The following is a 14,319-nucleotide window of genomic DNA, read 5'->3' on the forward strand; positions in this document are numbered from 1 at the left end:
CGGAGAATGCAGCCTGTGTACCTAGCAGGCACTGCAAGAGGCAAGCCCCATGGTCACGCGCATTTCGTCCATTCAGGCATTCAACAACGGTGTCACCGGGCTGGGACGCAACTACTCCGATCTGATTCGTACCCAGGAGCAGATCAGTAGCGGCAACCGTATCCTGACTCCGGCCGATGATCCGGTGGCTTCGGTGCGTCTGTTGCAACTGGAGCAGCAGCAGTCGGTGCTCTCTCAGTACAACGACAACCTGACCGCCGCGAAGAACAGCCTGTCCCAGGAAGAAACCACGCTTAATTCGGTCAATACCGTATTGGATCGGGTGCGTGAACTGGCCGTGCAGGCCGGTGGTGGAGCGCTGTCGGCTGCCGACCGTAGCTCTATCGCCAAGGAGCTGGCCGAGCGTGAGAATGAGTTGCTCAACCTGATGAACAGCCGTAATGCCCGTGGTGAGTACCTGTTCTCCGGTAACCTGGGCAAAACGGCGCCATTCGTGCGTAACCCGGACGGCACCTACTCCTACTTCGGTGACGAAGGGCAGCGCAGCCTGCAGGTCGCCAGTTCCACCAATGTGGCGATCAATGACAATGGCAAGCGCCTGTTCGAGGACGTTACCAATGCTGATCGCGTCGCCAATACCGATGGCGTGAGCAACCCGGCGCTGCCGTCGCCGCCCTTGCCCGCCACAACCATTCCCGGCGTGCCTGCGGACGAGCAGCGAGTATTCATCTCCCCCGGACTGGTGCAGGATGATCGTGCCTTCAACTCTGATTTCCGTAATGGCGAGCCTTATTCCCTGGCCTTCGTCAGTGGCACCGAATTTCGTATCTACGATGCGAGCGGGGCTGATGTGACCTCGGAGGTTCCCGGTGGCGGCAAGATCGACCCGCTGGCCAGCAGTGGCAATACCATCAATTTTCGCGGCATGCGCTTTCAGCTCGACGTAGCCCTCAAGGACGGTGACAACGAACTTGATCTGGATAATCTGCTGGCCGATACCGCCACACCCGGTACGCCCGGCATCGGTACGCATAGTTTCACGCTGCAGTCCGCGCCGACCGAATTTGCCATAACGCGCTCCTCCACCAACGCTTCGGCGGCTGTCGTGGCCGGCGGCACGATCTCCAACCAGGCCACCTTCGATGGTCAGTTTCCCACTTCAGGTGTGGTGTTGCGCTTTACCGACGACACCAATTACGAGGTTTACGCCCAGCCTGTGGGCCCCAACAGCCCGGTACTGACCACCGGAACGGCGGCTGGTCCGTATCCGTCGACGTTCAACGTCTATGGCGTGGACTTCATCTTGTCGGGCCCGGCCAGCGCTGCCGGCGGTGATGAGTTTGGTGTGCAGCCACAGTTTCAGGAGCAGCGCAGCATCCTCAATACCATCTCGCGCCTGCGCCAATCGCTGGAGTCATCGCCGACGTCACCGGCTGGCAACCTGGCCGTGCGCAATGAAGTGGCTATCGCTCTGACGAACCTCGATAACGGCTTGGCCAACGTCGATGAAGTGCACACCGAAATCGGCGCGCGCCTGGGCTTGATCGAGACAACCACCACCGACAACGAGGACGTGACCTTGGTGAACAAGTCCGTGCAGGCTGAGTTGCGCGAACTCGATTATGCCGAGGCGTTATCGCGTCTGTCGTTCCAGACGATCATTCTTGAAGCGGCGCAGCAAAGCTACGTGAAGATATCCGGGCTGAATCTTTTCAATCAGTTGCGTTAGCTTCCAGCCTAGCGGCGTGGCGCTCAGGGCTGTTACGCTCGCGCCCGGCGTTCATCGCGCGACTTCGCCGCGTCGTATATTCGCCAGCCTTATCCTATAGTGCGGCATGTATTTTGCTCATGCAGTGATACGAGTAGGGTAAGGTCAATGAATTGTCGGTCAGTACGGACGACCTGGGCGAATCTATGAAAACAGTCATTCTGGCCGGCGGATTGGGCACGCGTATCAGCGAAGAATCCCACCTGCGGCCCAAGCCGATGATCGAGATAGGCGGTAAGCCGATCATCTGGCACATCATGAAGATTTACTCCCATTTCGGTATCAACGACTTCGTCATTTGCCTGGGCTACAAGGGCTATGTGATCAAGGAGTATTTCGCCAACTATTTCCTGCATATGTCGGACGTGACCTTCGATATGGCGGAAAACCAGATGCACATTCACAACCGCCATGCCGAGCCCTGGCGTGTGACCCTGGTTGATACCGGTGAAAGCACCGCCACGGGCGGTCGCCTCAAGCGCGTACGCGATTACCTGGGCGACGAAACCTTCTGCCTGACCTACGGCGATGGCGTCGCTGACATCGACATTGCGCAACTGATCGATTTCCACCGCAGCCACGGCAAACTGGCCACGGTAACGGCCGTGCAGCCGCCAGGTCGCTACGGCGCATTGGATATCCAGGGCCAGCAGGTGCTGGGCTTTCAGGAAAAGCCCCAGGGTGATGGCGGCTGGATCAATGGCGGCTTCTTCGTGCTCGAACCAGGCGTTCTCGATTACATCGATGGTGACAGCACCACCTGGGAATTCGAGCCGATGCGCCAGTTGTCCGAGCACGGGCAGTTGATGAGTCATCTGCATCGTGGCTTCTGGCAACCGATGGACACCCTGCGTGACCGCGTGCTGCTCGAAGAACGCTGGAAAAGCGGCCAGGCACAGTGGCGCCTATGGCCGTGAATGCGGCGTTCTGGGCGGGGCGCCGAGTCCTGTTGACCGGGCATACCGGCTTCAAGGGGGGCTGGCTGGCGCTGTGGCTCAAGGAGCTGGGCGCCGAGGTCTGCGGTTACGCCTTGCCGACGCCCGCCGAGCCATCGCTCTGGCAGGCAGCGCATCTGGAGCAGCATGTGCCCGGCACGCTGGCCGATATCCGTGATGCTCAGCGCGTTGTCGAGGTCGTTGCGGCTTTTCGCCCGCAAATCGTCCTGCACCTGGCGGCTCAACCTTTGGTGCGTGAATCCTACCGCGCGCCAGCCGAAACCTACGCCACCAACGTCATGGGCACGCTCAATCTGCTGGAGGCGGTGCGAAGCTGCGACAGCGTGCGCGCGGTGCTGGTGGTGACCAGCGACAAGTGCTACGAGAATCGCGAATGGCTCTGGCCGTACCGCGAACGTGACAACCTTGGCGGGCACGACCCCTATAGCAGCAGCAAGGCCTGCGTGGAGTTGCTGTGCGCGTCCTGGCGTGAGTCGTTCCTGCGTGAGTCCGGTATCGCCCTGGCCACGGCGCGGGCCGGCAACGTGATCGGTGGCGGCGACTGGTCGGCCGATCGCCTGCTGCCCGACATTCTGCGTGCCTGGCAGGCCGGGCAGTCACTGACGCTGCGTTACCCGCAAGCCGTGCGCCCCTGGCAGCACGTACTCGAACCGTTGCATGGCTATCTGTGCCTGGCGCAGGCGTTGGTCGAGCAGGGTGAGACCGTGGCGGAGGCGTGGAACTTCGGCCCCGACAACGAGGGGTTGGTCAGTGTCGGCGAACTGGTTGAGCGCCTGGCTCAGCGCTGGCCAGGTCAGGCGCTCTGGACGGTCGAGGCGAGTGGGCAACCGCACGAAGCCGGCCTGCTTGCGCTGGACTCCAGCCAGGCGCGTGCTCGTCTGAACTGGCGACCGCGCTGGAACTTGCAGCAGGCCATCGAACGAACCCTCGACTGGCACCAGGCCTGGCAGGCTGGCGAGGACATGCAGACATTCAGCCGCGCGCAAATCGCGGCCTATCAAGGCGAAACCCATGAGTGAACAGACGGCGCAAGCGCTGCGTCAGCAGATAGCCGAGCTGGTGGAGCGCTATGCCGAGCTGCAATTGGCACCGACCGCCTTCGAGGCTGGCCGCGATGCCGTGCCGCCGTCCGGCAAGGTAATCGGTGCTGGCGAGCTGAAAAACATGACCGAGGCCGTGCTCGACGGCTGGCTGACCACCGGGCGCTTCAACGAGGCTTTCGAGAAGCGCCTGGCCCGCTATCTCGGGCGCCGCTGCGTACTGACCACCAATTCCGGCTCCTCGGCCAATTTGCTGGCGTTCTCCGCCTTGACCTCGCCGCGTCTGGGCGAGCGGGCGATTCGCAAGGGCGATGAAGTGATTGGCGTGGCGGCCGGCTTTCCCACCACGGTCAACCCGATTCTGCAGTTCGGCGCGGTGCCGGTGTTCGTCGATATCGAACTGGGCACCTACAACATCGATCCGGCGTTGATCGAAGCCGCCATCGGCCCGCGTACCAAGGCGATCATGCTCGCCCACACGCTGGGCAATCCGTTCAACCTCAAGGTCATCCGCGAGCTGTGTGACCGCTACGGCCTGTGGCTGATCGAAGATTGCTGCGATGCTCTTGGCTCGACCTATGAAGGCCGCCAAGTGGGCAGTTTCGGTGATATCGGCACGCTGAGTTTTTACCCGGCGCACCACATCACCATGGGCGAGGGCGGGGCTGTGTTCACCGACTCGCCACTGCTCAAACGCATCGTCGAGTCGTTCCGCGACTGGGGCCGCGATTGCTATTGCGCACCGGGCGAGGACAACACCTGCGGCAAGCGCTTCTGCTGGCAATTGGGCGATCTGCCAGAAGGCTACGACCACAAGTACACCTACTCGCACCTGGGCTACAACCTGAAGATCACCGACATGCAGGCCGCCTGTGCGCTGGCGCAGATGGATCGCCTGGATGACTTCATCGCTGCGCGCAAGCGCAATTTTGCCTGGCTCAGCGAGCGCCTGGCCGACTGCGCTGAGCAACTGATCCTGCCGCAAGCGACGCCTGGCAGCGATCCGTCGTGGTTCGGCTTCCCGCTGACCCTGCGCGATGGTTGCGGCATCGAGCGGGTCGAGCTGTTGCGCTACCTGGACGAACAACGTGTGGGCACGCGCCTGCTGTTCGCCGGCAACCTGACGCGCCAGCCTTACATGCAGGGGCAGGCGTACCGCGTGAGTGGTGAGCTGACGATGACCGACAAGGTGATGCGCGACACCTTCTGGATCGGCCTCTGGCCGGGTCTTTCCGAGGATCACCTGGAGCACGCCGCGTGCAGCCTGGAAACCTATGTGCGGAGGCTGCGCTGATGCGCGCCTACGTGCTCTGCGGTGGTTTCGGCACGCGCCTGCGCAGCGTGACGGACACGCAGAAAGCGCTGGTGCCGGTGCATGGCGAGCCTTTTCTGGCGCGCGTGCTACGGCAATTGGCGCGAGCTGGCGTCAGCGAGGCCGTACTCTGCGCCCACTACCGCGCCGAGCAGGTGGCCGAACAACTGGCGGATCTGGCGCAGGACGCCGGGCTGCATCTGCTGCTGGTGGTCGAACCCAGCCCCATGGGCACGGGCGGTGCACTGCTCAATGCCTTGCGCGAGCAACCGCCGCAGGGACGCTATCTGGTGCTCAACGCCGATACCTTTGTCGATGCCGATGGCTACGCGCTGATGGCGCAAGGGCAGGGCAGCGCGCTGCTAGGTGTGCAGGTGGATGACCGCAGCCGTTACGGCAGTCTTGAGGTCGATGCCGGTGGCCAGTTGCGTGCGCTGCTGGAGAAGGGGCGCGAAGGCGCGGGGCTGATCAACGCGGGCGTCTACGCTTTCACCTGTGAAACCTTCGCGAGCGCCACCGTGCGTGCGTGCTCGATGGAGCAGGAGTTGCTGCCCGATTTGCTGGCCCATGAGGCCGTGCGCGTTATCGAGTACAGCGGGCGCTTCATCGACATCGGCACGCCGGAGTCGCTTGAGCGCTATGCCAATGATTTTCGGATGGAACCTCGATCATGAGCCTGCTTGTGCAAACCCTCAGCATCCGCGAACAACAGAGCATCCTCGACGCCGTCGAGTGCATCGAGGCTGGCGCCCTGCAGATCGCCTTCGTGGTGGACGAGCACATGCGGCTGCTGGGGGTGGTGACCAACGGTGACGTGCGCCGCCATTTGCTGCAGGGTGGCAAGACGGACGAGGCGGTGACCGCCTGCATGAACGAGGAGTTTCGCTCGGTGCAGGCCGGCGTGCCGCGTGAAGACCTGCTCAAGGCATTCGACCTGGGCTACATCGCCCTGCCGGGGCTGGACGAGCAAGGTCGCTTGGTTGAGGTGTACACCCGACAGATGGCCGCCAGCGCCGAGGTGCCCGTACTGGCGCGAGCTCGCGCACCCGTGCGGATGAGCTTCTGCGGCGGCGGTGCCGATCTCACCTATTTTTTCATCGATCACTCCGCGGCGGTGCTCAGTTGCACCGTGGGCCTGTATGCTCATGCCACCTTGATCCCGCGTGACGATGGGGGCATCAGCATCTTCGCTGAAGACCTGAAACGCGAAGAGCATTACAGCTCCCTGGCCGAGTTGCTGGCCGCGCCGGAGAAGAGCCTGCTGGCCACCATCGTCGCGGTGATCAAGCCCAAGTACGGCTTCGACCTCTACCTGCGTTCGGACTTTCCCGTAGGGTCGGGTTTGGGCGGCTCATCGGCCGCCACCACCGCGACCATCGCCGTGTTCAACGAGCTGCGTCAGGATCGCTGGAACACCTACGAAATCGCCGAGCTGGCGTTCCAGGCCGAGCGCCTGTGTTTCGGTATCGCCGGTGGTTGGCAGGATCAGTACGCCTCGGCTTTCGGCGGGTTCAACCTGATCGAGTTCGAGAACCAGCGCAATCTCGTGCACCCGATTCGTCTGGAAGACGCCATCCGCAATGAGCTGGAGTCCTGCCTGGTGCTGTGCGACACCGGCATCTCCCATGACTCCGGGCGCCTGCACGAACTGCAGCGCGAGGAAATCGAGGCCGAGCTGTCGCAAACCGAACTGCTCAGCGCCAGTGTCACCCTGTGTCGGCGCATGCACCACTTCCTTATCCGGGGCGAGCTGAAGGCGTTCGGTACCTGCCTGGATGAAGCCTGGCAGTTGAAAAAGCGCTTCTCCTCGGCCATCAGCGATGGTCGGCTTGATGACATCTATGCGGCCGCCCTGGCTGCCGGAGCCTGCGGCGGCAAGCTGCTGGGCGCTGGCGGCGGCGGCTTTTTCCTGTTTTACGTCCAGCCCCAGCACCGCCAGCGTGTGATCAACGCCGTCGGCGCGCTGGGCTGTCAGACCCAGAACTTCCGCTTCGAATCGAGCGGCGTGACCTCATGGCGAACGAAAATCCAATGACCCCATTTCATATCGACGGCTTCGCGCTTGGCGGCGAGCGCGTCTACGTCATCGCCGAAGTCGGCAACAATCACAACGGCTCGCTGGAACTGGCGCGGCAACTGGTCGACGCGGCTATCGAGGCCGGTGCCGATTGCGTCAAGTTTCAACTGCGCAACCGCGACGCTCTGTACCGCCGCAAGGCCGATGGCTCGCGCGCCGAGGATCTGGGCGTCGAGTACATTCAGGACTTGCTGGACAAGGTGGAACTCAGCCTCGACGAGCACCGCGAGGTGCGCGCCTATTGCGCGCAGAAGGGCATCACTTACCTGTGCACGCCCTGGGACGAGCCCAGTGTCGATGCGCTGGCCAGCTTCGATGTGGCGGCGCTGAAGATCGCTTCGGCGGATCTGTGCAACCCCTACCTGATCACCAAGGCGGCCAGCCTGGGCAAGCCGCTGATCCTGTCTACGGGTATGTCCTTCGAGCACGAGATCGTGCGCGCCATCGAGCAGCTCAAGGCACTCGGCACGCCGTTCGCCCTGTTGCATTGCAACAGCGCCTATCCGGCGCCCGAGTCGGATATCCAGCTTGGCTATCTGCGGCGCTTGCAGGAACTACACGGCTTGATCGGCTACTCCGGGCATGAGCGTGGCATCGCCATCACCCTCGGTGCGGTGGCGCTGGGCGCCAAACTGGTGGAGCGCCACATTACGCTGGATCGCGGCATGGAAGGGCCGGATCACCTGGCCAGCCTGGAGCCGGGCGAGTTCCGCCAACTGGTCGACGGTATCCGTCAACTGGAGCTGGCCTTGCCCTGGCAAGGGCCAGGGCGGCATGCCAGCCAGGGCGAGTTGCTCAACCGCGAAAACCTCGGCAAGAGCGTGATTGCCGCCTGTGACATTGCCCGTGGCACCGTCATGGAGGCGTCGATGCTGCGTATCGCCAGCCCCGGCCAGGGTTTGCCGCCGTATCGCTTGCCGGAGTTACTGGGCAAGCCGGCTGGGCGCGATATCGCCCTGGGCGATTTTCTTTTCGACAGCGACCTGAGCGAACAGGCCCAGGAGCAGCGCTTGGCGTTCGAACTGCCGATTCGCTGGGGCGTGCCGGTGCGCTATCACGACTTCCTCGATTACCGTCGGCGGATCAGCCCGGATCTGTTCGAGTTCCACCTGTCCTATCGTGACCTCAGCCTCAAGCCGCAGCCGTTTCTCGCCGAGGTCGACTGTTCGCGCCTGGTGGTGCACGCGCCGGAGCTATTCGAGAACAGCGAGCTGCTGGATCTGGCCTCGGACGACCTGGCCTATCGCCAGCGCTCGATCGACAACCTGCAGCGCGTAGTGGATGCCACGCTACAGATCGGCGAGTTCTTTCCCAATGCCGATGCACGGCTGATCGTCGCCAATATCGGTGGCTTCTCCGCCGATGAGCCACGCCCGCTGACCATGCGCCCTGAACTCTACGAGCGCTTCCACGAAGCCTGCCGCCAGGTGGACTTCGCCGGCACCGAACTGATCCCGCAGAACATGGCGCCGTTTCCCTGGCACTTCGGCGGTCAGCGCCACCAGAACATCTTCATGATGCCCGAGGAACTGGCCGCCCAAGCGCGTGAGCACGGCCTGCGCCTATGCCTGGATCTGTCGCACCTGCAAATGACCTGCTTCCACTTTGGCATCGATTTCCAGCAAGCGCTGGCCCTGCTGCTGCCGCACTCGGCGCACCTGCATGTGGCCGATGCCAAGGGCACCAACGGTGAAGGCGTGCTGATGGGCACCGGCGACATCGACTGGCCAGCCACCTGGGCGCAGATTCGCCAGCACCCCGAGGTGAGCTTCATCCCCGAGGTTTGGCAGGGACACAAGGATCATGGCGCCGGCTTTTGGTCAGCGCTGCAATTTCTGACCCGGCTCGCTTGAGCGCCGGTTTCGAGAGGTATTGAACGTGACACAAACTATCCGCGTAGCGGATTACATCATGGAGCGCCTGGCGCAGTTGGGCGTTGGGCAGGTCTACTTCTTGCCGGGTGGTGGCGCGATGCACCTCAATGACGCTCTGGGGCGTCATCCTGATTTGCAACCAGTGCTGTGCCTGCATGAGCAGGCGGCGGCCATTGCCGCAGAAGCTGCGGGCAAACTCACAGGTGGTCCTGCCGCCTGCATGACCACCTGTGGCCCCGGGGCGACCAATACGGTTACAGCGGTGCTAGGGGCCTGGCTTGACTCTACTCCGGTTTTTTTCGTGTCCGGTCAGGTCAAGAGCGCTGACCTTAAAACCGGCACTGGTCTGCGCATGCTGGGCGTGCAAGAGGCTGACATCGTTTCGATCGTTGAGCCGATCACCAAGGCTGCTGTTACCTTGACTGATCCCGACGCAGTAGCTGAGGTTTTCGATCAGCTCGAACATGCTGCGCTCAGCGGCCGTCGTGGTCCGGTGTGGCTGGACGTACCGCTGGATGTGCAAGCTGCACAGGTCGACCCTACTCAGTTGCGTCGCGCCCGGCTCCCAGCCGCTAGCGAACCTGTGGCGTTGGCTGAGCCGGTAGCGCGCACCTTGGCGCTACTGAAGTCTGCAAAGCGCCCTGGCATCATTGCAGGCAACGGTATTCGTATGGCCGGTGCGGTAGACGCTTTTCGTCGACTGGCCGAGCGCGCGGGTGTGCCGGTTATGCCTACTTGGCTGGCAATGGATCTGATCGAAGATGATCACCCGCTGTATGGTGGTCGACCGGGAGGCATCGCCCCGCGTTGGGCCAATTTCACCTTGCAGAACTGCGATCTGCTGATCGTCCTTGGCTCGCGTCTGGATATGGCGCTGACCGCATACAACCACGCTCATTTTGCTCCCCATGCAAAAAAAGTGGTGGTGGACATCGATCCGGCTGAGATCGCCAAATTGCAGATGCCGATAGAGGTCTCGGTAACTGCCGACGTGCGTTACTTTATCGAGGCGCTGGACAAGAAGATCGCTGCCGATTCTCTGCCGGATTATTCCGCTTGGATAGCTAAGATCGCTGCCTGGCGCAAACGCTATCCCTTGCTGTTGCCCGAGCATGCTGATGATAGCCAGGGCGTGAGCATGTACCACTTCACGGATCGGCTCTCTGAACTGCTGGTGGAGGGTGATGTGATCGCCCCATGTAGTTCGGGTTTCGCGGCAGAGTTGTTTCTGCTCAACCTGCGGATCAAGAAGGGGCAGCGCTGCTTCCACAATCGCGGTACGGGATCGATGGGCTTTGGGATTCCCTCGGCCATCGGTGCTTGTCTTGCCTCGGGGCGTAGGCAGACGCTCTGCGTAGAGGGTGATGGTGGCCTGCAGATGAATATTCAGGAGCTTGCGACGTTGGCGGCGCTTGAGCTTCCGGTCAAATGCTTCGTCATCAACAATCAGGGCTATGCCTCCATAAGGGTTTCGCAGAGCGCGCACTTCAAGTTGTTGGTGGGGGCTGATTCCAGTAGCGGTCTACGCCTGCCCGATTTGCGCTCGCTTTGCGCAGCCTACGGTATCGGCTATGCCCGCATAGAGTCGCATAAGGGGCTGGATGACAGCTTGCTCGACGTGCTTGGCCGCCAGGGGCCGGTGCTCTGCGAGGTCATGGTGCAGGTTGAGGAACCGCGAATCCCTCGCGTGATGACGCGCATCAATGAGCAAGGCAAACCAGAGTCCGGGGCGCTTGAGGATCTGTACCCCTTCCTGCCGAGGGATGAGTTGGCTGAACACTGGCCGCTATCTTCCTGATGGGATACCCGATGACCTTATTCATTTTTCGAGTTGAGTGGCCATGAGCGTTCTTGATTCATTCAGGCTCGATGGGCGAGTGGCGTTGGTCACAGGTGCATCGCGCGGCATCGGCTGTGCGATTGCGCAGGGCCTTAGTGAGGCTGGTGCCACTGTCTATGGTATGGGTCGATCCAGAGAAACCGAAGCGCAAGCAGGCATATTCCAGTATCGCCAATGCGATGTTCTGGATAGGGAGCGCCTCTCGCACATGTTGGCCGAGCTGGTTGAGACGCACGGCCGGTTGGACATCCTGGTCAATGCAGCGGGTATCACCATGCCTGATCAGATGGAGGCAGACCCGTTTACGACGTTTCAGCGCACGCTTGATCTGAACCTGACGGCGGCGTTCGCGTGTAGCCATCTGGTGCTGCCTTACATGCTGTCAGGCGGTTATGGCTCGATCATCAATGTCACCAGTATCGGCGCCGCCCTGGGCTTTCCCGGTAATCCAGGGTACGTCGCCTCCAAGGGGGGGCTTGCGGCGATGACTCGCGCTCTGGCGAGAGATTACGGTGGTAAAGGGATTCGAGTGAACAACATCGTTCCGGGTTACATACATACGGCAATGACGCATACCAGCTATTCGACTCCCGAGCTGCATGCCGCACGTGCGGAACGCACGATGCTGGGCCGTTGGGGTTCTACAGCGGAGTTGTGTGGCGCTGCCGTGTTTCTGGCCTCAGCCGCAAGCAGCTATGTGACGGGGACGGATCTGGTGGTCGATGGCGGCTGGTCGGCCAAGGGGTTGTGATGGATATTGGGTTTATGCAAGGTCGTCTGTGTGATCGGGTCGACGGCAAAATACAGGCCTTCCCGTGGCTCAACTGGGAAAAAGAGTTTCCTCTGGCGCAGCAACTGGGCATGTCACTCATGGAGTGGACGCTGGATCAGGAACGTTTGTACGAGAACCCATTGATGACTGTGCCTGGCCGTCAGCGGATTCGTGAGCTGTCGTTGCAGCATGGTGTCCGGGTACTGTCCCTCACCGGGGATTGCTTTATGCAGGCACCATTTTTCAAAGCCTCGGGCGCGGTGCGAGAAGAACTGCTGCGAGATTTGCACGCCATCGTGCAAGCGTGCGCCGATCTGGGCATGCGTTATTTGCTGATCCCTCTCGTGGACAACGGCTCGCTGACTTCGGCTGCCGAGGAAGATGCTTTGCTCGATGGGTTGCTCCCTTTACGCGAACGGCTGATCGTCGCGAAGCTGAAAATCGTCTTCGAGTCGGATTTCGAGCCTGAGCGCCTGGCCCGTTTTATCGCGCGCTTCCCCGAGGATGCCTTTGGTCTTAATTACGACATTGGCAACAGCGCCGCACTGGGTTACTCGGCGTCGCAAGAAATCGCCAGTTACGGTCACCGCATCGATAACGTGCATGTCAAAGACCGTGTCCTGGGCGGTACGACCGTACCGTTGGGTACTGGTAATGCGAACTTCCCGGAAGTTTTCCGGGCTCTCCATGCCGTGGGATATGGTGGTGATTTCATCCTGCAGACGGCGCGTGCGGACGCAGATCATGTCGGCGCGATCGACCGTTATCGCGCCATGACGCTTGCCTGGTGGCGTGACAATGGATCTTGAACTGACAGGTAAAGTCGCACTGGTTACCGGCTCGTCATCCGGCATCGGTTTTGCGATAGCGCAGCAGCTTGCTCTTGAGGGTTGCCATGTCGTGCTCAACGGGCGTAATCCCGAGCGCTTGCAGGCTGCACAAACGCAAATTGTCGGCTCCAGCAGCGTACTCGCTGATGTGCGTGACCCAGATGCCTGTCAGGCGCTGGTGCAGCGAGTGCTTGAGCAGCATGGGCGACTCGATGTGCTGGTCTGCAACGTCGGCAGTGGTGCCTCCGTGCCGCCAGGTAAGGAAACTCCTGCGGAATGGCATCGGGTTCTGGAGCTCAATCTCTATTCCACAACGCAGGCAGTATGGGCTGCGACTGATGCGTTGGTGGCAAGTCGCGGCAATGTCATCTGCATCTCTTCGATCTGCGGCATCGAGGCGCTTGGCTGTCCGCTGGCCTATGCGGCGGCTAAGGCTGCGGTGGAAAGCTTCGTGCGCAATTCCGCACGCTCGCTTGGCAAGCATGGCGTGCGTATCAACAGTATTGCGCCGGGTAACATCTTGTTCGAAGGCTCCGTGTGGGAGCGTAAGCTCAAGGAAGACAGTGATGCCGTGCAGGCGATGTTGCAGCGTGAGGTAGCACTGGCTCGTCTGGGCTCTACCAAGGATGTTGCGCAGCTCACCGCCTATTTGGCTTCCCCATTGGGGGGATTCATCACCGGTGCTACCTATGTAGTTGATGGAGGTCAGTTGAGATCATGAATGGAGCAGCGCTTACCCTGCCCAAGATGTTCGATTTACGCGGTCGCGTGGCTGTCATCACTGGCGGCGCTGGCTTGTTGGGTTACCAGCATGCCGCGACCATTGCCGGGCTCGGTGGTTTGCCGGTGCTACTGGACATCAATGCTCAAGGTCTGGCGAGCAACGCCGCCAGGTTGGCCGAGGAAACCGGCTGCCAGGTTCCGACCTACGTGGCGGACATCACCGATCTGAACGCCCTCGAAGCGGTGGGGCAGGCATTACTGGCCCTGCATGGTCAGGTCGATATCCTGATCAATAACGCCGCGCGCAACCCCAAGGTGGAGAGCGCTGGTGATAAGGACTTTTCCCGTCTGGAGCACTTCCCCTGGGAGCAATGGCAGCTTGACCTGAACGTCGGCCTCGGCGGTGCGTTCAACTGCGCCAAGGTCTTCGGCGCGCAGATGGCGCGGCAGGGTGGTGGGGTGATCGTCAACATCGCCTCCGACCTCGGTGTCATCGCGCCGGATCAGCGTCTGTACCGAGTGGATGGCCGTGAGGCCGACCAGCAGCCGGTCAAACCGGTGACTTACTCGGTGGTCAAGCATGGCCTGATCGGCCTGACCAAGTACCTGGCCACCTACTGGTGCGAACAGGGCGTACGCTGCAATGCGCTCTCGCCTGGCGGCGTTTATGCCGGGCAGAACGATGTGTTCGTCAGCAAGCTGACGCAACTGATTCCGCTGGGTCGCATGGCCGCGGCCGATGAGTACCGGGGCGCCATTGCCTTTCTGTGCTCGGATGCTTCCGCCTACATGAACGGCGCCAATTTGGTGATTGATGGAGGGCGTAGCACATGGTGACCGTATGTTCGCTCACCAGTGCCGAACAACCGGAGCCTAGTGGCAGTCTCGAAGGTGCCTATATGGCAACTGATGATCCTCTCGGGGGCTGGGGTTCGTTTTATGTGGTATGCGGGGAAAGGTTGGCGGGAGGATGGGTATGTGATTGCCTGGCGGCTCGCGGTCAGCCCTTGGATGCTTTTCTTGATCGAGATGATGCAATGCCAGATTTTGCAGGCAACTTCATCAAGATGAATATCGACGGTGAAGAGCCTGCAGCACTAAGGGGACGGAGATTCTTATGAGCGCAC

General features: G+C 61.4%; 13 protein-coding genes. All 13 read left to right on the forward strand.

Annotated elements, in window-relative coordinates; all coding sequences use genetic code 11:
* Window positions 1–49 precede the first annotated feature (49 nt).
* The 13 genes from AERO9A_RS10820 to AERO9A_RS10880 all read left to right on the forward strand — a co-directional run bounded on the left by AERO9A_RS10820 (window position 50) and on the right by AERO9A_RS10880 (window position 14,313).
* Complete coding sequence (locus AERO9A_RS10820; protein ID WP_159971965.1) at window positions 50–1,729, forward strand: flagellar hook-associated protein 3; 1,680 nt, start codon at window positions 50–52, stop codon at window positions 1,727–1,729.
* Window positions 1,730–1,914: 185 nt separating this feature from the next.
* A complete protein-coding gene (rfbF, locus tag AERO9A_RS10825; RefSeq protein WP_159971966.1) occupies window positions 1,915–2,685 on the forward strand; it encodes a glucose-1-phosphate cytidylyltransferase in 771 nt (256 codons plus the stop codon).
* On the forward strand, window positions 2,676–3,743 hold the full coding sequence (gene rfbG / locus AERO9A_RS10830; protein ID WP_159971967.1) for a CDP-glucose 4,6-dehydratase: 1,068 nt from the start codon (window positions 2,676–2,678) through the stop codon (window positions 3,741–3,743). The genes rfbF and rfbG overlap by 10 nt, the downstream gene beginning before the upstream one ends.
* Window positions 3,736–5,058: a lipopolysaccharide biosynthesis protein RfbH gene (gene rfbH / locus AERO9A_RS10835; protein ID WP_159971968.1), complete on the forward strand. Its 1,323-nt coding sequence runs from the start codon at window positions 3,736–3,738 to the stop codon at window positions 5,056–5,058. Before rfbG ends, rfbH begins: the two co-directional genes overlap by 8 nt.
* Window positions 5,058–5,750, forward strand: coding sequence for a sugar phosphate nucleotidyltransferase (locus AERO9A_RS10840; RefSeq protein WP_159971969.1), 693 nt, complete (start codon window positions 5,058–5,060; stop codon window positions 5,748–5,750). The genes rfbH and AERO9A_RS10840 overlap by 1 nt, the downstream gene beginning before the upstream one ends.
* Window positions 5,747–7,111, forward strand: coding sequence for a CBS domain-containing protein (locus AERO9A_RS10845; protein ID WP_159971970.1), 1,365 nt, complete (start codon window positions 5,747–5,749; stop codon window positions 7,109–7,111). The genes AERO9A_RS10840 and AERO9A_RS10845 overlap by 4 nt, the downstream gene beginning before the upstream one ends.
* Entirely contained in the window at window positions 7,108–9,006 is a 1,899-nt protein-coding gene (locus AERO9A_RS10850; protein WP_159971971.1) for an N-acetylneuraminate synthase family protein, read from the forward strand. The genes AERO9A_RS10845 and AERO9A_RS10850 overlap by 4 nt, the downstream gene beginning before the upstream one ends.
* A 25-nt stretch (window positions 9,007–9,031) precedes the next feature.
* On the forward strand, window positions 9,032–10,825 hold the full coding sequence (locus tag AERO9A_RS10855) for a thiamine pyrophosphate-binding protein (RefSeq protein ID WP_256665917.1): 1,794 nt from the start codon (window positions 9,032–9,034) through the stop codon (window positions 10,823–10,825).
* 43 nt (window positions 10,826–10,868) lie between these two features.
* Complete coding sequence (locus AERO9A_RS10860) at window positions 10,869–11,618, forward strand: SDR family NAD(P)-dependent oxidoreductase (RefSeq protein WP_159971972.1); 750 nt, start codon at window positions 10,869–10,871, stop codon at window positions 11,616–11,618.
* A 14-nt stretch (window positions 11,619–11,632) separates the two neighbouring features.
* Window positions 11,633–12,448: a sugar phosphate isomerase/epimerase gene (locus AERO9A_RS10865; RefSeq protein WP_159971973.1), complete on the forward strand. Its 816-nt coding sequence runs from the start codon at window positions 11,633–11,635 to the stop codon at window positions 12,446–12,448.
* On the forward strand, window positions 12,438–13,190 hold the full coding sequence (locus tag AERO9A_RS10870; protein ID WP_159971974.1) for an SDR family NAD(P)-dependent oxidoreductase: 753 nt from the start codon (window positions 12,438–12,440) through the stop codon (window positions 13,188–13,190). Before AERO9A_RS10865 ends, AERO9A_RS10870 begins: the two co-directional genes overlap by 11 nt.
* On the forward strand, window positions 13,187–14,029 hold the full coding sequence (locus tag AERO9A_RS10875) for an SDR family oxidoreductase (RefSeq protein WP_256665918.1): 843 nt from the start codon (window positions 13,187–13,189) through the stop codon (window positions 14,027–14,029). Before AERO9A_RS10870 ends, AERO9A_RS10875 begins: the two co-directional genes overlap by 4 nt.
* Complete coding sequence (locus AERO9A_RS10880) at window positions 14,023–14,313, forward strand: hypothetical protein (protein ID WP_159971975.1); 291 nt, start codon at window positions 14,023–14,025, stop codon at window positions 14,311–14,313. Before AERO9A_RS10875 ends, AERO9A_RS10880 begins: the two co-directional genes overlap by 7 nt.
* Window positions 14,314–14,319 lie beyond the last annotated feature (6 nt).

It is taken from the genome of Pseudomonas sp. 8Z (genome assembly GCF_902506535.1).
GTDB lineage: Bacteria > Pseudomonadota > Gammaproteobacteria > Pseudomonadales > Pseudomonadaceae > Aquipseudomonas.